This window comes from Terrabacter sp. R4-6, assembly GCF_057529065.1.
Map to the genome: position 1 here is coordinate 1,965,160 of NZ_CP197224.1, position 19,768 is coordinate 1,984,927.

A 19,768-nucleotide genomic window follows, 5' to 3' on the forward strand; every position below is an offset into this window, starting at 1 on the left:
GACGACAGGGGAGACCGTGCTCGGACTCGTGCGCCACCAGCTCCACGTGCACCCGCTCGGCGTGGTGCTCGTCGCGGTCAACGCACTCTTCGTCTCCGCCGTCGCCGTCGGGGTGCCCTGGCTCGTCGGCGGGCTCGTCGCCGACCTCCCTGCGGCTGCGGCGGGCGGTCCGACGGGCACCATCGGGCTCGAGTTCGGTGTTCTCGTCGCGGTGCTCGCTGCACAGGTCGTCATCTCCGGCGCGCAGGAGCCGGTCTTCCAGGACCTCAGCCTGCGCACCGAGAAGGACGTGCTCGGCCGGCTGGCCCGTCTCTTCGTCGCCCCCGTCCGGATCGAGCACCTCGAGGATCCCGACTTCCTCGACCGTGCCCAGCGGGTGCGGTCGCGCCTCTGGGAGATCAACCAGGGCCTCATGCAGGGCGGCATGGCCGTCACGGGCGTCCTCACGCTCGTCGGCGCGACGCTGTCGGTCGGCGCCGTCGTCGGCGGGCCGAGCGCCCTGCTCCTCGCCGGTGCGGCGCTCGCGGTGGCGGTGGTGCGGGCGATCCTCATGCGCCGGGAGCTCGACCAGTGGGTCGGGGCCACGGAGCACCAGCGCCACGCGGACTACGCGTTCGGTCTGGCCACCGGGCTCGCCCCGAAGGAGGTGCGGGTCTTCGGACTCGCCGACTGGCTCGGGGACCGCTACTGGCAGCGGATGGAGCTGTCGTGGAAGCCGTTCTGGCGCAAGCGCATCCACAACTCGGTCTGGACCCTGGCGCTCGACGGCGGTCGGGCTGCGATCGCCGTCGGCGTCCTCGTCCACCTCGTGCGCGGCGCCCTCGACGGGCAGTTCGACGTCGGCGCGGTCGCGACCGCGATCCCGCTCGTCCTGCTGCTCGCGCAGGCCGAGATCGGCGGCCTGCCGCTCTTCGTCCGGGGCGCGGCGGTCCTCGCGGACTTCGAGGAGACCGAGCGCCTCTACGGTCGGCCGATGCCTGAGTCCCCCGCTCCCCCGGACGGTTCGGCGGCCACACGGGGCGGGCGGGCGGCATACGCCCTCGGTGGTGACCGCGGCGGTCACGGGCGACCGCCGACCGTCGAGCTGCACGACGTCACCTTCGCGTATGCCGGCCGCGACGTCCCCGTGCTCGACGGCCTCTCGCTCCGCCTCGAGGCGGGCGAGAACGTCGGCCTCGTCGGCGTCAACGGCGCGGGCAAGTCGACCCTCATCCGGCTCCTGACCGGGACCCTGCGATCGGACCGCGGACGCGTCGTCGTCGACGGTGTCGACCTCGCGACGATGTCCGACGCGGAGGTGACCCGCTGGCAGCGTCGGGTCGCCGTGCTGACACAGGAGTTCTGTCGCTACCCGCTGAGCGCGCGCGACAACGTCACGCTGGGGGCCGGACGACGCTGGATGGAGTCCGACCAGGCGGACCTCGACGTGACTGCGGCGCGCTCGGGCGCTGCGGCCGTCATCGGCGACCTCACGGCCGGGTGGGAGACCGTGCTCGACCCGACCTACCCCGGCGGCCAGGGCGTCAGCGGCGGCCAGTGGCAGCGAATCGCCCTGGCTCGAGCGACGTTCGGGCTCACGCGCGGCGCGGGCATGATGGTGCTCGACGAGCCCGCTGCCGCTCTCGACGCCCGGTCCGAGGCGCACCTCGTCGAGCGCCAGCTCGGGCTGGCCTCCGGCATCACGTCGCTCGTGGTGTCGCACCGCTTCTCGGTGCTGCGGCCCATCCCGCGCATCGTCGTGCTGGAGGGCGGACGCATCACCGAGGACGGGTCGCACGACGAGCTCATGGTCGCGAGCCGCACCTACGCTCGGCTGTTCTCGCTGCAGTCGTCGCGCCTGCTCGCCGGGGAGGGGCGATGAGGACCCTGGTGCGGCGGGTGCGCCTGTGGCTGGTGCTCGGTCTGGCCGCGGCCCCGTGGCTCGCGACGGTCGGTTTCGTCATCTCCCTCGCGGCCGCCGTGCTCGCACCACTCGCCACGCTGGGGGTCGGACGGATCGTCGACGGCCTCGGAGCGGGTGACGCGGCCGGCGTGACGAGCGGGCTGTGGCTCGTCGGGGCGGGCATCGTCGTCGCCGTGCTGCAGTCGGTCTCGTGGCCGCTCGTCTGGTTCTTCGTCGACGACCTCGGGGAGCGCTACGCCCACCACCACGTCCTCCGTGTCATCGCCGGCATCCCGACGGTCGCCCACCACGAGATGCCGGAGATGGCCGACCGCGTCGCGCTCGTGCGCCAGCACGCCCGGCAGCTCGGCAACGCCGGCATCCGGCTGTCCACGAACCTCGCGGCCCTCGTCGGGACCGTGGCGCTGGCCGGGGTCCTCGCCTCGGTCGCCTGGTGGCTGACCCTGCTCATCCCGGCGGCGCTCCTCCCGGCGTGGGCATCGGGTCGCGCCATCCGCGCGCGCGTCGACGCCGAGCGCGAGAACGCCCAGGCCATCCGGGTCGCCGACCGTCTCCTCGACATCGCGCGCGACCCGGCGACCGGCATCGAGGTGCGCTGCAGCGGCGCACCCGCGACGCTGCTGGAGGCGCAGGGAGCGGCACTGGACGTGCGGCTCGCGGCGGTGGCAGCGGCGGCCCGCCGCACGCGTACGCTCGCGGTGCTCTCCCGGCTCGCGTGGATCGCCGCGCTCGCGGCCGCCCTGCTGGCGGTGTTCGGGCTCGTGCGCGGCGGGTCGGTCGGCGTCGGGTCACTCGTCGTGCTCGTGCTGCTCGTGCCCCAGGTCGAGGACATGGTCGGGACGCTCCAACGGATCGCCGTCTATGCCGTCCAGACCTCCCAGCACGTCGCGCGCCTCGACGAGGTGGAGCAGTATGCGGCGGGTTTCGTCACGCCGTCCGGCTCGGCGCCCGCCGTGCTGGTCCGCGGACTCGAGCTGCGGGGCGTGTCGTTCACCTATCCGGGCGCGTCCGAGCCGAGCCTCTCGGGGATCGACCTCACGCTGGAGCGCGGCACGACCGTCGCACTCGTCGGCGAGAACGGTGCGGGCAAGTCGACGCTCGTCTCGCTGCTCGCCCGGTTGCACGACCCGACGGCCGGCTCGATCCTCGTCGACGGCCGCCCCCTGAGCGACATCCCGCACGCGGACTGGCAGGCGCGACTCGGCGCCGTCTTCCAGGACCACGCGACCCCGCACGTGCTGCTGCGCGAGGCCGTGGCGATGGGCGACCTGGCCGGCGCGTCGGACGATCGCGTGGCCGCGGCCCTCGACCGCGCCGACGCGACGGGACTCGTGGACGGTCTCCCGGGCGGGCGCGACACGCAGCTGGGGCGGCAGTTCGCCGGCGGCACCGAGCTGTCCGGCGGCCAGTGGCAGCGACTGGCCATCGCCCGGGGGATGCTCCGGGACGGGCCGTTGCTCATGCTGCTCGACGAGCCCTCATCGGCCCTCGACGCCCAGGCCGAGGACGCGATCCTCGGCGGCTACCTCGAGCGTGCGCGCGAGGCGAGTCGGCTCACCGGTGGGATCACCGTCATCGTGAGCCACCGGATGTCGACGGTCCGGGCAGCCGACCGGGTCGTCCACCTCGTCGAGGGACGCGTCGCGGAGGAGGGCACGCACGAGGAGCTGATGGCCGCCGGCGGCGCCTATGCCGAGCTGTTCGAGCTGCAGGCACGGTCGTATCGCTGAGGGTGCGGATGATGCGAGATCGTCTGTGCTGCAATGGATTCGGTGTGGACAACTCTTGTCGGGTCATTCGAACACCTGTACGATGAGGGGTATGGAGCAGAGCCGGAGCGCGCAGCAGATCGAGCAGGACTGGGACCACGTCGCGTCCCTGGCCGCTGACCTGCACGACGCGCACGCCCGGCTCGTCGACTTCGTCGCGGCCGTCCTGACCGACGGGTCCTGGCAGGCCGCCGGGCTGCGGTCACCCGAGCACTGGCTGATGCTGCGCGCCGGGCTGTCGCGGGGCCAGGCGTCCGCGGTGGTCCTGCTGGCCCGGCGGGCGCAGGAGCTGCCCGCGACCTCCGCCGCGTTGCGCCAGGGGCGGATCAGCCTGGACCAGGCCGCGGTCGTGGCCCGGCACACCCCGGCCGCGTTCGACGCCACCGTGGCGGAGTTCGCGCAGCACGCGACGGTCACCCAGCTGCAGCGCACGGTCACCCGGTACGACTTCACCCTCCAACCCGACAGCGTCGACGACCGCGGCCGCGGCCTGCCCGGTGAGATATCCCCCGGTGAGCAGGACGCGACCCTGGATCGGCCACGGGTGGAGCCGGTCGAGCCGGCGCACCTGAGCATGGGCCTCGACGCCGACGGGCGGTTCCGGCTGCGCTACGACGCACCCGCCGAGGTCGGCGCGCTCGTCGAAGCGGCCCTGGCGGAGGCCAAGGACCACCTCTTCCACACCCTCGCACCCGAGGGTTGGACCGACGAGCAGAAGCGGGCCCTGAACGGGGACGTGCTGCACCCCGACCAGACCTGCACCAGCGGCGGCCGGCCCCGCGTCACCTGGGCCGACGCCCTCATCGTGCTCGCCACCCGCTCCCTCGACGCCGCCACCACGACACGCGACGGAACCTCCGGCTCCTCCGGTGGCTCGGGTGGGGCCGCTCGGCGGGCCCGGTACCGGGTCCAGGTCCACCTCGACACCGACGGCGCCTGGCTCACCGGCCGCCCCCGCCTGCCCCAGCACATCACCGACCAGCTCACCTGCGACGGGACCCTGACCCCCGTCTGGCAGACCGACGGACACCCCGTCAACGTCGGCCGCACCCAACGCGTCGTCCCGCACCGCACCCGAGTCCTGGTCCTGGACCGCGACCGCGGCTGCCGCTTCCCCGGCTGCGGCTCCACCCGCAACCTCGAGATCCACCACCTCATCCACTGGCGCGACGGCGGCCCCACCGACGACACCAACCTCCTCGGCGTCTGCACCTCCCACCACGACGGACACCACCGCGGCGAGTTCACCATCACCGGCGACCCCACCCGACCCGACGGCCTGCTCTTCCACACCGACACCGGACTACTCATCGGCCCACCCCACCAACCACCCCGGACACCACCACCACACCTGGTCCCGGCCCCCAGCCCCCACCCAGACCACGACCCGAACCAGCCGAACCGATCCAGACCACCAGCCAGACTCGGCCGCCGCTATCTCGCGCCCTCCGGCGGACCCCTGCACCTGCACCTCGTCGACTTCACCCCGACCTGACGACACCTGGGTCATACTCCCCACGTGACGGGGGACGATCCGATGCGCCAGATCACGTCAGGCGCGACCGAAGCGCGCGTGCCGACGCGCGTGCTCCGCGAGATGACCGCGGCGGACGTTCCGGCGGTCATCGAGGTCCAGGAGCCGGGGGCGATCCTCGGGCTGGCTGCCGTCTTCCCGCAGGACGAGCACCCGTTCCCGAGGGAGGCGATCGCGGAACGGTGGATCCGCGAGATCGGCCTCCCCGGGACCGACTGCTTCGTGGTCGTGAGCGCCGACGCCGTCGCGGGCTTCGCAGCCACCCGTGGTGACGAGTTCCTGCACTTCGGCATCGCCGTCGACCATTGGGGCAGCGGTCTGGCGACGCTCGCGCACGACGACGTGCTCGACCAGATGCGTGGGCGCGGCATCAGACGCGCCCGGCTGCGCGTCTTCACGGGCAACGGTCGCGGTCGCCGCTTCTACGAGAAGCAGGGGTGGGAGCCGACCGGCGAGCGCAGCAGGAGCTCGTTCGCGCCCTACCCCGAACTCCTCGGCTACGCCCGCCCCCTCTGACCGCGCCCGACAACCCCGGTCGAGTACGCATACGGACGCGGTGCACGGCGAGGAGTCGCGAGGATGGCGAGCATGGACGCGACAGAGCCGGAGGAGAGTCGGTGGGGACTCAGCCTGCCGTGGTGGTCGCTGGCCATCGGCGCCCTGACGACGGTGCTCCTGGCCGGTCTGGCGTTCGCGCTGCTCGTCATGCACTCCCTGACCTACGGTTTCACCTACGTGCTCGAGGTCGGCTCCATCGACCACCCGGAGCTCGACCGCTACGAGCTGGCGCTGGCGGTCGGCGTCGGCACCAACGTCTTCGGTGCGCTGGGCCTGTCGCGACTCGCCTTGCGGACCCGAGCGGCCACGTGGCCGCCGGTGCTGGCGGCCCTGCCGATCGCCCTGGTCACCGGGGTGGTGGCCACGACCGGGATGGTCGCCGTCCTCGGTGTCGACCCCTTGCTTCCGCTCGCCCGCCTCTGACGGCGGGGCTCCGGCAGGTCAGCTCTCGGGGTTGCCGTCCTCGCGGCTGTCCGGCGTCTCGATCTCGTCGCGGCCGGCAGCGCGTCGGTCTCGGCGCGTGCGGACGACGGCGATGACGAGGCAGGCCACCATGCCGAGGAGGAAGAGGGGCAGCGCCGCGAGGTAGCCGAGGAAGAGCACGGCGTCCGCGGGAGCCGGGGTGCAGCCGAAGCCGAGACCGGTGCACTGCCCCGAGGCGTTGTAGTCCGGGAGCGTCAGGTGCAGCACGAGCACGAGGACGGCCGGGACGATCCAGAGCAGGCCGAGCGCGATGATGTACGGGCGAACGCTGCGTGGCTCCACGCCCCCACCCTCGCCCACGACCGCCCGGCCCGCATCGGCGCCCCTACTCAGCGTGGCCGGGTCCCGGTCCGCGTCGAGGACGCCGAACGTCCGGATCGGCTCCTACGGTGTCGACATGGCCACTCACTGGACCCTCGGCTGCGACGCCGCAGACCCGCACCGGCTCGCGTCGTTCTGGGCGGCGGCGCTCGGCTACGTCGCCGAGCCCGGCTACGACGACCCCGACGGCGCCTCGATCATCGACCCCGAGGGCCGGGGCCCCGCGATCGGCTGGCTGCGGGTGCCCGAGCCGAAGTCGGCCAAGAACCGGCTCCACATCGACATCCGGGTCGCGGGCGAGGGCCCGTGGGACCTCGCCGAGCGTGAGCGGCTGATCCGCGCCAGGGTCCCCGAGCTCGTCGCGCTCGGCGCGACCGTCGTGCGCGAGGAGAGCTACGGCGACGCCCTCGGTCACGTCGTCATGCTCGACCCCGAGGGCAACGAGTTCTGCGTCGCCTGAGGTCAGAGCTCCTTGCGGAAGTGCACGTCGGCGGCATCGGCCGTCGGCACACCCTCCCAGCGGAAGATCTCGCGGTAGCCCTGCTTCTCGTAGAAGCCGGGCGCCTGGAACGTGAACGACGTGACGAAGACGTGGGTGCAGCCCCGCGAACGCGCCTCGGACTCGAAGTCGGCCAGCAGCCGCTCGCCGAGCCCCGTCCCGCGCACGTCCTCACGCACCCAGGTCATGCCGATCCCGGCGGCGACACCCCAGGTCCAGCCGCTGACGCCGGCCGCCAGCTCGCCCGACGCGTCGTCGACGCGGACCGTCAGCTCGCGCGCCGCCGGCGTGCCCGCGGTCGCCGCGGCGTTGACGACGTCGAGCTCGTCGGAGAGCCGCTGGTCGAGGGTCGCGTCGGCCTCACCGACGACGGACCGGTAGTTCGTTGCCTCAGTCACGACGGCAGATCCTGCCACGCCGCACCGAGGGGGCGCGCCCTCCACGACGCGCCCCCTCGACTCGGCTCAGGCCCGGGTGTTCGAGCTCCTCACCCACGTCCCCGTGGCGGGCACGTAGCCCTCGATGGTCGAGGGCAGCGACACGCGCGTGTTGCAGTCGATGACGGAGTAGTGCAGGTGCGGCGCGGACGCCGCTCCGGTGCTGCCGGACCAGCCGATGATCCGTCCCTGAGGCACCCAGTTGCCGGGCTCGTAGAACGAGCGGTTGAGGTGGGCGTACTGCGTGCACTGCCCGTTGGGGTGACGGATGATGACCTCGATGCCGTTCTGCCAGTAGGGCGACCAGTTCGAGATGACGATCGTGCCGCCCTGCGTCGCCGACACCTCGTAGTTGGCCGGGAGGGCGAGGTCCCACGCGTAGCGGTTGTAGGCGTCGGTGTGCGAGTAGCCGCCGCCGTTGCCCTGGCTGACCTGGTAGCTCTCCCCCGCCGGGTAGGGGGCCTCGAAGTAGCCGGCCGCCGTGGCCGGCGCCGCGCCGGCGAAGGCCGTCGTGGCGGCGAGCGCGACGGCACTCGCCAGGACGCCGAGCCTGCGGACCAGTGCCTTCTTCTTCTGCCCCGTACCGACGAGGGCCGTGGTTCCGAACATGTGTCGCGTTCCTTCCGATGGGTGGGCTGTCACGGTGCGGACGGTGCCCGCGGCCGTGCGATCCCCAGTCCAGCCAGCGCCCCGGGCAGCGGCAATCCTTCAAGTGCTGGGCTTGAACGATGCGACCCACCCGGCTCCGGTGGCAGGGCCCGCGCCCCCGTGCGACGGTGGGAGCGGCCCCTGACTGAACGTCGCCATCAGCAAGGAGCGGTCGCGTGCTGCGCTACGAGATGACGCCCATGGACGTGGCGACGTGCCGCTTCGCCATCTCGCCGCTCAACGAGATGTGTCTCTCCCTGCGCAGCCTGCGCGCCCCGGGGGCCTACGCCTCCCGGGTCGCCGAGTCCTTCCTCGTGATGCCGGAGTCGCGAGGGCACCGCGAGACCCTCCTCGCGCTCGTCAACGACGAGTTCTCGACGCCCGACGTCATCAACCCGAGACCGGAGTCGCCGTCACCGCGTCTCGCCGCCGAGCTGACCGCCCTCGCGGCGGCCCCCGCCGAGATCCTCATGGGCGACCTGGAGCGCCTCTGGCCGAGCGAGGTCCCGAAGGCGGTGCGGGGCACGTCGACCGTGGTGCGCTCTCGGGTCCTCGACGCCCTCGAGGCCTACTGGGCCCGCGCGTTCGCGGCCTTCTGGACGAGCCATCGCAGCATCCTCGAGGCGGACGTCCGGCACCGCGCGTCGCGGGCCGCCGGCTTCGGGCTGCTGCACGCACTGTCCGAGCTGCACCCGAGCATCAAGGTCGACGAGGCCGCCCTCAGCGCCCGCAGCCGCGTGGGCCCGTCGTACACCGCGCCGCTGGGCGGCCGGCGGCTCGTCTTCGTGCCCTCGCTCTTCACGCTCGCCGCCTCGCACCCCCACAGCGACGCCGCCCCACCGATGGTCATCTACCCGGCACGCGGTCAGCGGCAGGAGGTCCGGCCCGTCTCCCCCGTCAACGCCGCAGCACTGCTGGGCCGGGCCCGGACCGACCTCATGACGTCGCTCGCGGAGCCCCGCACGACCACGGAGCTCGCGGCAGTCCTCGGCAAGACGGTGTCGGCGGTCAACCAGCAGCTCCACGACCTGGAGAGAGCCGGCCTCGTGCGCGGCGCCCGGGCGGGCAAGTCGGTCCTCTACTCCGTCACCGCGTCGGGGCGAGCGCTGATGTGCCCTGACGAGCACGACGACGAGTCCCCGCTCAGAGGCGCGCGATGACGTCGTCGAGCATCGCCTCGGTGAGCTTGCCCGTGAAGGTGTTCTGCTGGCTCACGTGATAGCTGCCGACGAGCCGCACCTGCCGTCCCGTGTCGGTCGTCAGCACTGCCTCGGTGCCGTGGCCGAACCTCGGCTTGGGCCGCGGCACGTCCCAGCCGCGGCGGCGGGCCGCTCCGAGCGCGGCGTCCCAGGCGATCGACCCGAGGGCGAGCATCGAGCGCAGGCGCGGCTCCGACAGCTCGAGGTCCCGGTCGAGCCACGCCGCACACGTCGCCTTCTCCTCGGTCGTGGGCTTGTTGGCGGGCGGGGCGCACCGGACGGCGGCGACGATCCGCAGCCCCGTCAGCACGAGCCCGTCGCCCGAGGCCACCGACGTCGGCTGGCTCGCGTACCCACCCCGGTGGAGGGCGGCATACAGCCAGTCGCCGGAGCGGTCACCGGTGAACATCCGGCCGGTCCGGTTGGTGCCGTTGGCCGCCGGGGCCAGACCCACGACGAGCACCTCCGCGTCCGGGTCGCCGAACGACGGGCCGGGTCGCCCCCAGTACGGCTGGTCGGCGAACGCCGCGCGGCGTCCCTCCGTCGCCACCGACTCGCGCCACCCGACGAGACGCGGGCAGGCGCGGCACACGCTGACGCGCGCATCGAGCTCGCGTATGCCGTCTGCTCCCTTCGCGAGCCGGCGCACCTGCGCCGCCGTGGCCGCGACCGGCGTCTCGGACGTCGCCGGGTCACCCGGCCAGCCGGAGCCCGCGGGCACGGGCGACAGGAAGAGCCCGCCGGTGACGGGGTGCTGGGCCGGGTTCGGCAGGTCGACGGGACACATGGCCCCACGCTAGGCCGGGATGCCTCGGGATGAGGCGGGACGGCACACGGGCGTGAGACGGTTCCGGGGTCGGCACGCTGAACCGGACGGGCCACGCAGGCGTCTCTGGACGCGGGAGCACGAGTGAGGAGGTGGCTGCGGGATGCCGCTCGACGACGAGGCGGTCGCTGAGATCTACCGCGAGCACGGGCCGATGCTGCGACGCGTCGTCTGGCGTGCGACGAGCGACGCGAACCGGGTCGACGACATCGTCCAGGAGGTCATCCTCCGCGTCTGGAAGCAGGCACCGGAGGCCGACAACCTGCGCGCCTACCTCATCACCACGGCCCGCCACCTCATCGTCGACCAGCACCGCGCCGCCGGCCGACGCCCCCAGCAGGCCCAGCTCGTCGACGTGGCCGAGTCGGACTCCGCGCTCGACCTCGCCCTCGACCAGGTGCTCGTCGAGGAGGCCCTCGGCCGCCTCCAGACCAACCACCGTGAGATCGTGCGCTACCTCTACTTCGAGCGCCTGACCGTCGCCGAGACCTCCGCGCGGGTCGGCGTGCCCGAGGGCACCGTCAAGTCGCGTGCCTACTACGCCGTGCGCAACCTGCGCGTCATCCTCGACGAGATGGGAGTGACGAGATGACCACCGGATCGGACGACCTGCACGTGCTGCTCGGCGCGTACGTGCTCGGGGGCCTGTCCGACGACGACCACCGCGCCTTCAGCGAGCACCTGCGCTCGTGCCGGCAGTGCCAGACGGAGCTCGGCCAGGTCTCGGGGCTGCCGCGCCTGCTCGACCTCGCCGGCCCCGAGGGTGGCCCGCACCTCAGCGACGAGCCCGTCGCCGTGCCCGCGCCGCTCCTGACCGACCACGACGACGAGCACCTCGTCACCCTGCTCGACGAGGTCGGTCGACGACGCCGCCGCCGGCGGGCGTGGCTCTCCGTCGTGGCCGCCGCGGCCGCGGTCGTCATCTTCGCCGGCGGCGCGTGGCTCGGTCCGCAGCTGCTGTCTCCGGCCACCCCGACGCTGCCGACGACGCACGTCGCCGCGGCCGCCGTCGCGGGCAGCCAGGTCCGCATCGACATCGCCCTCGTGACGCGTGGCTGGGGCACGCAGCTCGACATCGACTGCGAGGACATGCCGACCGATGGCGAGCTCGCCCTCTGGGTCATCGACCGGAGCGGCAAGGCGACGACGGCCGCCTCGTGGCGCGCCACGCCCGCCGGCTACTCCCGCGTGACCGGGGCGACGGCGCTGCGCCCCAACGAGATCCAGGCTCTCGAGGTGCGCACCGGCACCGGCGAGGTGCTCGCCGCCGCCCGCACCTGACGGCGCACGCCTGAGGGCCCGGCTCGCGACTGATCAGGTCTGCGATCCCGGGCCCTGATGGCGGTTAACGTACCTCAACGGGCCAGCCGCCCAAGCGATTCGGGGTGTGGTGCGGGGCAGCCCCCCTGCCCCGCACCGTTTCCCCTGACACTCAGAGCCGCACCGGCAGGGGGTGATACACCGCAGTCCTCACAACCCGGACGGCAGCTGCGTGGCCGGCGGCGTGACGGAGACCTCTGCCCCGTCGAAGGTGACCTCGCTGAGCCACATGGTCCGCCCGGGCACCTCCGAGCCGATCGAGTCGGGCGCCCACGCGTGGTAGACCATGAGGACGCGCCCGTCCTTCTCGAGCAGCGCGCAGTGACCCGGGCCGGCCGCGACGTCGGTGCTCGTCAGCACCGGCTCGGGGTCCTTCGTGAACGGTCCGGTCGGCGACGACGCGGTGGCGTGGCCCACGGCATACCGGTCGCTGCCGTAGTCGTTGGCCGAGTAGAAGAGATGGAAGACGCCGTCCCGCTCCCAGACGAACGGCGCCTCGACGAGCTGCCCCTCCCACGGGAGGTCCTGCCGGATCAGGCGTTTCGGCTCGCCCTCGAGCCGCAGGCCGTCGGCCGACAGGCGCTGGACCGAGATCCACGTGTCCATGCCGACGGCGTTGCCGTCGTTCTTCCAGTAGAGGTATGCCGTCCCGTCCTTGGCGACGAAGGGTGACGCGTCGATGGAGCCACCCTGCTCCTGCTCGCAGACGAGGGGCTTGCTGCTCGTGTCGCGGTACGGGCCCTTGGGGTCGTCGGCGACCGCGACGCCGATGCACTGGATGGCCGGGTCGGGGGCCATCGTCGTGTAGTACATGACCCACCGGTCGCCGAAGCGGTGCGCCTCGGGCGCCCAGACCTTGCCGGGGGTCGTCCACGACGCCAGCTCGGGCAGGGCGTCGCTGCCCTGCGTCCACGTGGCGAGGTCGTCGCTGACGAGCGTCTGGACGTTCATCCCGTTGCCGTTCGTGGCGATGGCCACCCAGCCGTCGCCGTCCGGGAGGATATGCGGGTCGGGGAAGTTGCTCGGCCAGACCGGGTTCGTCGCGGCCGGTGCGGACTGCGTCGCGGGGGTCGTCACGCGGTCTCCTGTCGTGCTGTCGGGGCCGGACGCCTGGCAGGCGCCGGTGAGGACGGTCGCGGCGACCGCGACGAGAGTGAGGACGATCCTGCCGCGGCCGGTCATCCGGCGCCCGGGTCGGCCGGCCAGCTCGACGCGTAGAAGCGCAGGTGGTCGACCTCGGCGGTCACGGCCGGGGACGCACCGCCGTGGGCGACGAGCCCGATGCGCGGGTGGGTGCCGGCGCGGAAGGCCCACGTCGCGCCCCACGTCCAGTGCACGCCGTCGCGGCTCGTGGCGGCCCGGTAGAGGTGCTCGCCGGCGGCGTTCCGGTGGTGCGCGAGCCGCAGCCACAGGGTCGGGGCGGAGGTGCCGATGATGGCGCCGCCGTAGCTCGTCGGGCCGTCAGGGGCGCCCGGGTCGGCTGCGGTCTCACGACCGAACTCGGTCTGGCGCGTGTTCCAGATGGCGACGTTCGAGAGGCGCGCGAAGTCGTCGTCGTCCTCGTAGGCGACGAGGCCGACCTGCTGGTAGTTGCGCACGGTGTCGACCCCGAGGTCGAGCGTCGTCCTCGCCTCGGCGATCCAGTCGCCGTCGCCGGGGGTGTCATGGAGCAGGACGCTCGCGGTGTTGCCGCCGCCGACGAGGTCGGACCCCTCGACCGGCCAGCGCAGGCTGCCGCCCGAGACGGTGACGGCCGCGTTGGGTCGCACCCACGTGAAGCCGGCGAGGCCCGGGTCGTCGAACTCCTCGGCCTCCAGCAGCGCCCCTGCCACCGGCACCGGGACGAGGGCAGCGGCGTCGCGGGCGGCCGGGTTGACGACGACGTTGTCGACGACGGCGCGGCTGCTGCTGAGGCGCACCGGCGCCGCGGCGGGACGCGCGTCGCCGGCCACCCGCACGCGGGCCGTGACGTCGGCGAGGTCGCTCTCGGTCACCTCGGCGGTGAGGCCGTCGTCCGTCGCCTCCACGGTGAGCGTGCGCCAGGCGCCGGTGGGGAGCGCGGGAAGGACCGTCGTGGACGACCGGACGGTGCCGTCGCGCTCGACCTGGGCCGTGAGGCGGCGCGCCCTGGGGTCGAGGGTGACCTTGAGCGCCGGGTCGCGACCGAGCAGGACACGGAGCGGCTCGGTGCCCCGGTGGTCGAGACGGACGTGGAGCGGGCCGGCCGGGGCCGACGAGGTCGTCGACGCCGTGCCGTGCACGAGGGCGGTCTCGCCCGCGACCGCGTCGGCGGGCCCGTCGTCGAGCCCCCTGAAGCCGCTCGCCGACGGGTCGGTCGGGGTGATCCCGAGACCGGACGCCGACGTCGGCGCCGGCTGGGGCGTGTCCGAGGGCCCGGCCCCGGCGCGGGTGCGCGGCCAGCCGTCGACCCAGTCGAGGCGGTCGAGGAGCATCGGGCGGCGGTTGATGCCGAAGGTCGTCGTGAGCCACGGGTTGGTCCGGTCGATGGCGTGGTACGCGATGAAGTCGCGTCCCTCGGCATCCGTGACGACGGCGTGGTGGCCGGCGCCGACGAAACGGTTGCCGTTCTGCGTCAGCACCGTGGTGCCACCGACGCGAGACGTGAGCAGCGGGGTCCCCTCGGCGTCGACGAACGGTCCGAGCGGCGAGCGTGAGCGCCCGGCGAAGACGGAGTAGCCCGTCGTCGGGCCGGCGCAGCAGTTCGCGGCCGAGCCCATGAGGTAGTAGAAGTCGCCGTGCCGGACGACGTACGCGCCCTCGTAGCGGTTGTCGACCGCCACCTGGGTCGCGGACCCCACGGGAGAGAGCCCGTCGGGCGACACCCGCGTCACCCAGAGCCCGCCGAAGTAGCTGCCGAAGTAGAGGTAGCGCTGCCCGTCGGCGTCGGTGAAGCCCGCGGGGTCGAAGGTCCAGAGGAAGCCGCCACCCGGTGCGGGCCGCGGCGGCACGGCCGGGGCGCTTGTTGCCGTCCACGGACCGGCCGGGGTGGGAGCCGTCGCGACCCCGATGGCCGAGTCGTCGCCCGGGTTGAGCGTCGTGTCCGTGACGGTGAAGTAGAGGACGTAACGCCCTGCCACGTAACGGATGTCGGGTGCCCACAGCCCGGCCGTCGGGGTCGCCCACGAGGGACGGTTGCCCGCGTCGAAGACCGTGCCGAGATACTCCCAGCTCGACCAGTCGCGGGTGCGGGCCAGGTGCATGGCGCCCGGCGCGTCACCGGCCCGCAGCGGGTCCGACGTCGCGTAGGCGTACCACCAGCCGTCGCGTCCTCGGATGACGGACGGGTCGGCGAACGTGTCCGAGAAGAAGTCGGAGACGGCGTTGTCGGATGCCGTCACGACGGAGGCGGACGGCATACGACCGGCGGACGCGGAGGCGCCGGCGGCCGGGACCGCGATGCTGACGCCGACGGCCGTGACGAGTGCTGCGAGACAAGCGGTTCCGCGCCCGAGGGCACGGACGCTCACGGAGGTCAGGGGACGCATACGGACTCCTCAGCCCTTGACGCCGCTGCTGGCGACGCCCTCGATGACGTAGCGCTGCACGAAGACGTAGAGCGCGAGGACGGGGATCGCGGCGAGCATGGCGCCGGCCATGACCACGGGATAGTCGATCGTGTAGGCACCCTGGAGCCGGCTGAGGCCGGCGGGCAGCGTGAGCCGCTCCGGGGAGAAGAGGACGTAGATCGGCCAGATGAAGTCGTTCCAGTTGGCGAGGTAGCTGAGCACGCCGAGCGTGACGAGCGCGGGCCTCGCGTTGGGCAGGACGATGGACCACCACGTGCGGAAGGGGCCGGCGCCGTCGAGCCGCGCACTCTCCTCGAGCTCCTTCGGCAGGCCCATGAAGAACTGCCGCATGAAGAAGACACCGAACGCCCCCGCCGCCCCGGGCACGACGAGCGCCCAGATCTGGTCGAGCCAGCCGAGCTTGTCGAGGAGCAGGAAGTTGGGCATGAGGAAGATGAAGCCCGGCACGAAGAGGGTGAGGATGATGACGCCGAAGATCGCCTTCTTGAAGCGGAACTCCATGCGCGCCAGGGCATAGCCGGCGAGCGAGCAGACGACGAGCACGAGCGCGGCGTGCAGGGTCGCCGCCAGCATCGAGTTGAGGAACCACCGCAGCACCGGGCTGGCTGCGTCCTGGAAGAAGAGCACGTCGAAGGCGCGCAGGCTCCACTCGGACGGGAAGTACGTCGGCGGCACCGTGCGCGACTCGCTCTGGGACTTGAACGCCGTGAGGAGCACGAGCAGCAGCGGGCCGATGAAGATGACGCTGAGCACGGCCATGCCGAGCCAGAAGAGGGGTCCGTTGCGGCGCTTCACGACTTCTTCTCCCTCAAGGCCCAGACGTTGACGAGGGAGATGAGGGCGAGGAAGACCGCGAGGACGTAGCTCATCGCCGAGGCCTGGCCCATTCGGTACTGCGAGAGGCCGAGGTCGGTGATCTCCATGATCGCCGTGCGCGTGGAGTCGCCCGGACCACCCTTGGTGATGAGGTAGCTCTGGCCGAACATGTTGGCGCTCGCCAGCACCGTCGTCACGACGACGAAGACCAGGACCGGTCGCAGGCCGGGGATCGTGATGTAGCGCAGCTTCTGCCACGCCGTGGCTCCGTCGATCTCGGCCGCCTCGTAGTGCTCGGCAGGGATGTCGCCGAGCCCGGCGAGGTAGATGACGGCGTTGAAGCCGATGGTCCACCAGATCGTGACGGCGGCCAGCGAGATCCACGCCCAAGGCTGGGCGGTCGTCCACGCTGTGTGGTCAGGCAGGCCCAGGGCCCCGAGCAGTCCGTTGACCATGCCGAAGGACGGGTCCAGCAGGTAGCGCCACATGAGCCCGACGACCGCCACACCGAGGACGAACGGCGCGAAGAACACGGCGCGGAAGAACGTGCGTCCCGGGAAGCGCCGGTTGAGCAGGATCGCGAGCAGCAGCGGCAGCACGACGAGGAACGGCACGCTGATGACCACGAAGATGCCGGTCGCCTTCATGCCGTTCCAGAACGGCTCGAACTGCGGGGACCCGCTGTCGAGGAGGTCGGCGTAGTTCTGCACACCGACGAACGGTTTGTTGGGCAGCAGGAAGTCCCAGTCGTGCAAGGAGATCCAGATCCCGAGGACGCCGGGGACGGCGACGAAGGTGATGAAGAGCAGCAGGAAGGGCGAGAGGAAGAGGTAGGGCGTCCACCGTGACCCGTGGATGCCGGCTGTCGCTCCCCGGGAGCGACGCGCACCCGGCGTGGGCGACGCTCCCGAGGGCGGTCTCGTGGGCTGTGCCGTGGTCACAGCCATGGGGTCAGCCGCCGTACTTCTTGGCGTTGGCCTCGAGGATCTTCGTCGCACGGCCGGCAGCGTCGGACAGCACCTTCTTGGGATCCTGCCCACCGAGGATCGCGGCGTTGACGGCCTTGTCGAACTCCGGCATCGCATCGCCGATGCCGGCGACGGACGGAAGGAAGTGCAGGTCGTCGATCTGCGTCGCCAGGATGGCCTGGTCCGTGAGCGCCTTGAACTCGGCAGATTCGCGCACTGAGTTGCGGGCCGGCACCTGGCCACCCTTGGCCCACTCGAGGCTCTTCGTGCTGATCCAGTTGAGGAAGACGCGGGCTGCCGTCTGCTTGTTCTGGTCGGGCGTCCGCGAGGTCGGCAGGATGAACTGGTGCGACCCGGCCCACGCGGCCTTGGTGCCGCCGATGTTGGGCAGCGGCGCGACGCCCCACTCGAGACCAGACTTCTCCTTGAGCGTGTTGATGGTCCAGATGCCGTTCCAGTTGAAGGCGGTCTTGCCGTTCTGGAGGGCGACGAGGTCGGCGTCCTGGGCGATCTTCGCGGCCGAGTACCCCTTCGTGACGAGGTCCTGGAACCACGTCAGCCCCTTGACGCCGGCGTCGTCGGCCCACAGCACCTGCTTGGCGTCGTCGGAGAAGAGCGAGCCGCCGAACTGGTAGATGAGCGACTGGATGGACAGGCCGCCGGTGAAGGGGAAGGGGCTGGCCCAGTGGCCCTCGATCCCCTTGCCCTTCATGGTCTCGAGCGCTGCCATGTACTCGTCGTTCGTCATCGGCGGCTTCTCGGGATCGATGCCACCCTTCTCCATGACGGACTTGTTGTAGAAGAAGCCGAGCGGGTGCACGTCGAGCGGGATGGAGTAGCGCTTGCCGTTGTAGATGCCGGCCTTCCACGGCACGGGCGCGAAGTCGCTCTCGTCGAGCTTGAGGGCGGTCGCGACGTCGTCCAGCGGCTGGATGACGTTGCGGGCAGCGTTCGTGGCGACGGAGTCGACGTGCATGATGCCGATGTCGGGGCCCTTGCCCGCGGTGACGGCCGCGGGAAGCTTGGCGTAGTAGTCGGCCCACTGCATCGTGTTCATGCTGACCGCGATGTTGGCGTGCTCGCTGTTGAACTGGTCGACGAGGCGCTTCATGAAGGGGCCGTCGCCGCCGGTGAAGCCGTTCCAGAACTGCAGGGCCACCTTGGGACCGGAGTAGCCGGTGGCGCCACCACCCGCCGACACGGCTGGGGCCTGGCCGGGGACCGCGCCAGAGCCGGAGCCGCACGCGGCCAGACCGGCCACGCCGGCGAGGCCGAGCGCTCCCGACAGGATCGTGCGCCGCGAGAGCGGGGTGAGGGGTGACTGCGGGCGGGGCGTGGTGTTCGTCATTGAACGGTCCCTTCGGTGAGGCGGATGCAGTGCCAGGAGGTGGGCGGCAGGGTTGCCGTGAGGGTGGTGCCGGCGGTGACGTCGACCGCGGCGTCCCCGGGGCGCGGGGTCACCCGGTCGGGGTGGTCCTCGGTGTTCGTGGCCGAGGGATCGTCGTCGTGCACCTGGAGGTGCTCGACGAGGGCGTATGCCGTGGGGTGGCCCCCCACGGCCGCCGCGACGTCGAGCGTCAGCGCGGACGTCTCGGTGCGGCTCCGGTTGACGACGAAGACGGTGAGGTCTCCGGTGTCGGGGTCGTGGGTCGCGGTGACGACGAGGGCGTCGACGGGCCCGAAGGCCTTGGTCTCGACCACGTCGCAGGCGACGGCGGGGCGCAGCACGGTGCCACGGGCATACCTCGCCGTCAGCGCGAAGGGGTGGAAGATCGTCTGCTTCCACGCGGCGCCGCCGGGGCGGGTGGCGATGGGGGCGATGACGTTGACGAGCTGCGCCTGGCAGGCCATCGAGACGCGGTCGGTGTGCTGGAGGAGGGTGATGAGCAGGCTCCCCACGACGACGGCGTCGGTGACGTCGTAGACGTCCTCGATGAGCTCGGGCGCCTCGCGGACCTCGAGGGAGCTCTCGCCGTGGAAGCGCTCCTGGAACCACACGTTCCACTCGTCGAAGGAGACCATGATCCGCTTGTCGGACCCCCTCACGGCGGCGACGTGGTCGGCCGTCGCGACGACCGACTCGATGAAGCGGTGCATGTCCTCACCGCTCGCGAGGAAGGAGTCGACGTCGCCGCCGACGGGCTCGTAGTAGGCGTGCGCCGAGATGTGGTCGACGAGGTCGAAGCAGCGCTCGAGGACGACCCGCTCCCACGTGCCGAAGGTCGGCATGCCGCGGTTGGACGAGCCGCAGGCGACGAGCTCGAGGCCGGGGTCGACCCGGCGCATGGCACGGGCGGCCTCCTCGGCGACCCGGGCGTACTCCTCAGCGGTCTTGTGGCCCATCTGCCACGGCCCGTCCATCTCGTTGCCGAGGCACCAGACGCGGATGTCGTGCGGCTCGGCGTGGCCGTTCTTGGCGCGGCGGTCGGGCCACGACGTGCCGGTCTCGGCGTTGCAGTAGAGGAGCAGGTCGATGGCCTCCTGCACACCGCGGGTGCCGAGGTTGACCGCCATCATCGGCTCGACCCCCACGCCGCGCGCCCAGTCGACGAAGTCGTCGGTGCCGACCTGGTTCGTCTCGACGGAGCGCCAGGCGAGGTCGAGCTGGGTGGGGCGGTCGGCCTTGGGTCCGACGCCGTCCTCCCAGCGGTAGTTGGAGACGAAGTTGCCACCGGGGTAGCGCACGACGGTGACCCCGAGCTCGCGGACGAGCTGCGCGACGTCGGTGCGGAAGCCCAGCTCGTCGGCGCCGGGGTGGTCCGGCTCGTAGATGCCGGTGTAGACGCACCGGCCCATGTGCTCGACGAAGGACCCGAAGGTCCTCGGCCGCACGGGCCCCACCGTGAAGGCGGGGTCCAGCCGCACCGTCGCTCGTCCCATGCGGTCCTCCTTGACCGTCGGCGTCGGGTCGCACCGTTGTTACAACGGTTACCCATTTG

The 19,768-nt window shown here is 72.2% G+C and carries 19 protein-coding genes; 9 read left to right on the plus strand and 10 right to left on the minus strand.

The window, feature by feature from the left end:
• The first annotated feature begins 16 nt into the window (after window positions 1–16).
• The 5 genes from ACSSS0_RS09285 to ACSSS0_RS09305 all read left to right on the plus strand — a co-directional run bounded on the left by ACSSS0_RS09285 (window position 17) and on the right by ACSSS0_RS09305 (window position 6,187).
• Window positions 17–1,861 carry an ATP-binding cassette domain-containing protein gene (locus tag ACSSS0_RS09285; RefSeq protein ID WP_487230900.1) on the plus strand — a complete coding sequence of 615 codons (1,845 nt, stop codon included), beginning with the start codon at window positions 17–19 and terminating at the stop codon, window positions 1,859–1,861.
• Entirely contained in the window at window positions 1,858–3,633 is a 1,776-nt protein-coding gene (locus tag ACSSS0_RS09290; protein WP_487230901.1) for an ABC transporter ATP-binding protein, read from the plus strand. The genes ACSSS0_RS09285 and ACSSS0_RS09290 overlap by 4 nt, the downstream gene beginning before the upstream one ends.
• Before the next feature lie 91 nt (window positions 3,634–3,724).
• Window positions 3,725–5,167 (plus strand): HNH endonuclease signature motif containing protein, encoded by a 1,443-nt coding sequence (locus ACSSS0_RS09295; RefSeq protein ID WP_487230902.1) that lies wholly within the window; start codon window positions 3,725–3,727, stop codon window positions 5,165–5,167.
• Window positions 5,168–5,191: 24 nt separating this feature from the next.
• Window positions 5,192–5,722, plus strand: coding sequence for a GNAT family N-acetyltransferase (locus tag ACSSS0_RS09300; protein ID WP_487230903.1), 531 nt, complete (start codon window positions 5,192–5,194; stop codon window positions 5,720–5,722).
• Window positions 5,723–5,794: 72 nt separating this feature from the next.
• Window positions 5,795–6,187 carry a hypothetical protein gene (locus ACSSS0_RS09305; protein WP_487230904.1) on the plus strand — a complete coding sequence of 131 codons (393 nt, stop codon included), beginning with the start codon at window positions 5,795–5,797 and terminating at the stop codon, window positions 6,185–6,187.
• 18 nt (window positions 6,188–6,205) lie between these two features.
• On the opposite strand, the gene ACSSS0_RS09310 is transcribed toward ACSSS0_RS09305, so the two are convergent.
• Window positions 6,206–6,529 (minus strand): hypothetical protein, encoded by a 324-nt coding sequence (locus ACSSS0_RS09310; protein ID WP_487230905.1) that lies wholly within the window; start codon window positions 6,527–6,529, stop codon window positions 6,206–6,208.
• A 115-nt stretch (window positions 6,530–6,644) separates the two neighbouring features.
• Between ACSSS0_RS09310 and ACSSS0_RS09315 the strand changes: the two genes are divergently transcribed.
• A complete protein-coding gene (locus ACSSS0_RS09315) occupies window positions 6,645–7,028 on the plus strand; it encodes a VOC family protein (RefSeq protein WP_487230906.1) in 384 nt (127 codons plus the stop codon).
• A 2-nt stretch (window positions 7,029–7,030) separates the two neighbouring features.
• Here the strand turns inward: ACSSS0_RS09315 and ACSSS0_RS09320 are convergent, their stop codons facing one another.
• The gene (locus ACSSS0_RS09320) at window positions 7,031–7,465 is read right to left on the minus strand and encodes a GNAT family N-acetyltransferase (RefSeq protein ID WP_487230907.1); all 435 of its coding nucleotides are present in this window, start codon (window positions 7,463–7,465) and stop codon (window positions 7,031–7,033) included.
• A gap of 66 nt (window positions 7,466–7,531) precedes the next feature.
• On the minus strand, window positions 7,532–8,113 hold the full coding sequence (locus ACSSS0_RS09325) for a M23 family metallopeptidase (protein WP_487230908.1): 582 nt from the start codon (window positions 8,111–8,113) through the stop codon (window positions 7,532–7,534).
• Between the two features lie 215 nt (window positions 8,114–8,328).
• Here ACSSS0_RS09325 and ACSSS0_RS09330 point away from each other — a divergent pair, with 215 nt between their 5' ends.
• Window positions 8,329–9,312 carry an ArsR family transcriptional regulator gene (locus tag ACSSS0_RS09330; protein ID WP_487230909.1) on the plus strand — a complete coding sequence of 328 codons (984 nt, stop codon included), beginning with the start codon at window positions 8,329–8,331 and terminating at the stop codon, window positions 9,310–9,312.
• On the opposite strand, the gene ACSSS0_RS09335 is transcribed toward ACSSS0_RS09330, so the two are convergent.
• A complete protein-coding gene (locus ACSSS0_RS09335) occupies window positions 9,296–10,138 on the minus strand; it encodes a uracil-DNA glycosylase (RefSeq protein ID WP_487230910.1) in 843 nt (280 codons plus the stop codon). The genes ACSSS0_RS09330 and ACSSS0_RS09335 overlap by 17 nt on opposite strands.
• 142 nt (window positions 10,139–10,280) lie before the next feature.
• Between ACSSS0_RS09335 and ACSSS0_RS09340 the strand changes: the two genes are divergently transcribed.
• Window positions 10,281–10,769 carry a sigma-70 family RNA polymerase sigma factor gene (locus tag ACSSS0_RS09340; protein ID WP_487230911.1) on the plus strand — a complete coding sequence of 163 codons (489 nt, stop codon included), beginning with the start codon at window positions 10,281–10,283 and terminating at the stop codon, window positions 10,767–10,769.
• The gene (locus ACSSS0_RS09345) at window positions 10,766–11,458 is read left to right on the plus strand and encodes a zf-HC2 domain-containing protein (protein ID WP_435984260.1); all 693 of its coding nucleotides are present in this window, start codon (window positions 10,766–10,768) and stop codon (window positions 11,456–11,458) included. The genes ACSSS0_RS09340 and ACSSS0_RS09345 overlap by 4 nt, the downstream gene beginning before the upstream one ends.
• A gap of 189 nt (window positions 11,459–11,647) precedes the next feature.
• Here ACSSS0_RS09345 and ACSSS0_RS09350 read toward each other — a convergent pair whose 3' ends face one another.
• The 6 genes from ACSSS0_RS09350 to arfA all read right to left on the minus strand — a co-directional run bounded on the left by ACSSS0_RS09350 (window position 11,648) and on the right by arfA (window position 19,709).
• A complete protein-coding gene (locus ACSSS0_RS09350) occupies window positions 11,648–12,574 on the minus strand; it encodes a glycoside hydrolase family 43 protein (RefSeq protein ID WP_487230912.1) in 927 nt (308 codons plus the stop codon).
• Window positions 12,575–12,675: 101 nt separating this feature from the next.
• Window positions 12,676–14,985: a family 43 glycosylhydrolase gene (locus tag ACSSS0_RS09355; protein WP_487230913.1), complete on the minus strand. Its 2,310-nt coding sequence runs from the start codon at window positions 14,983–14,985 to the stop codon at window positions 12,676–12,678.
• A gap of 27 nt (window positions 14,986–15,012) precedes the next feature.
• Window positions 15,013–15,840 (minus strand): carbohydrate ABC transporter permease, encoded by an 828-nt coding sequence (locus tag ACSSS0_RS09360; protein WP_435984257.1) that lies wholly within the window; start codon window positions 15,838–15,840, stop codon window positions 15,013–15,015.
• On the minus strand, window positions 15,837–16,808 hold the full coding sequence (locus ACSSS0_RS09365; protein ID WP_487230914.1) for a carbohydrate ABC transporter permease: 972 nt from the start codon (window positions 16,806–16,808) through the stop codon (window positions 15,837–15,839). Before ACSSS0_RS09365 ends, ACSSS0_RS09360 begins: the two co-directional genes overlap by 4 nt.
• A gap of 4 nt (window positions 16,809–16,812) precedes the next feature.
• Window positions 16,813–18,177 carry an ABC transporter substrate-binding protein gene (locus ACSSS0_RS09370; RefSeq protein ID WP_487230915.1) on the minus strand — a complete coding sequence of 455 codons (1,365 nt, stop codon included), beginning with the start codon at window positions 18,175–18,177 and terminating at the stop codon, window positions 16,813–16,815.
• Entirely contained in the window at window positions 18,174–19,709 is a 1,536-nt protein-coding gene (arfA, locus tag ACSSS0_RS09375; protein WP_487230916.1) for an arabinosylfuranosidase ArfA, read from the minus strand. Before arfA ends, ACSSS0_RS09370 begins: the two co-directional genes overlap by 4 nt.
• Window positions 19,710–19,768: the final 59 nt, after the last annotated feature.

What these genes read in the sequence shown, in the direction of transcription:
- ACSSS0_RS09365 (WP_487230914.1), bottom strand. Translation starts at nt 16,808, where the DNA reads ATGGCTGTGACCACGGCACAGCCCACGAGACCGCCCTCGGGAGCGTCG.
- ACSSS0_RS09340 (WP_487230911.1), top strand. Translation starts at nt 10,281, where the DNA reads ATGCCGCTCGACGACGAGGCGGTCGCTGAGATCTACCGCGAGCACGGG.
- ACSSS0_RS09345 (WP_435984260.1), top strand. Translation starts at nt 10,766, where the DNA reads ATGACCACCGGATCGGACGACCTGCACGTGCTGCTCGGCGCGTACGTG.
- ACSSS0_RS09295 (WP_487230902.1), top strand. Translation starts at nt 3,725, where the DNA reads ATGGAGCAGAGCCGGAGCGCGCAGCAGATCGAGCAGGACTGGGACCAC.
- ACSSS0_RS09315 (WP_487230906.1), top strand. Translation starts at nt 6,645, where the DNA reads ATGGCCACTCACTGGACCCTCGGCTGCGACGCCGCAGACCCGCACCGG.
- ACSSS0_RS09325 (WP_487230908.1), bottom strand. Translation starts at nt 8,113, where the DNA reads ATGTTCGGAACCACGGCCCTCGTCGGTACGGGGCAGAAGAAGAAGGCA.
- ACSSS0_RS09290 (WP_487230901.1), top strand. Translation starts at nt 1,858, where the DNA reads ATGAGGACCCTGGTGCGGCGGGTGCGCCTGTGGCTGGTGCTCGGTCTG.
- arfA (WP_487230916.1), bottom strand. Translation starts at nt 19,709, where the DNA reads ATGGGACGAGCGACGGTGCGGCTGGACCCCGCCTTCACGGTGGGGCCC.
- ACSSS0_RS09305 (WP_487230904.1), top strand. Translation starts at nt 5,795, where the DNA reads ATGGACGCGACAGAGCCGGAGGAGAGTCGGTGGGGACTCAGCCTGCCG.
- ACSSS0_RS09335 (WP_487230910.1), bottom strand. Translation starts at nt 10,138, where the DNA reads ATGTGTCCCGTCGACCTGCCGAACCCGGCCCAGCACCCCGTCACCGGC.
- ACSSS0_RS09370 (WP_487230915.1), bottom strand. Translation starts at nt 18,177, where the DNA reads ATGACGAACACCACGCCCCGCCCGCAGTCACCCCTCACCCCGCTCTCG.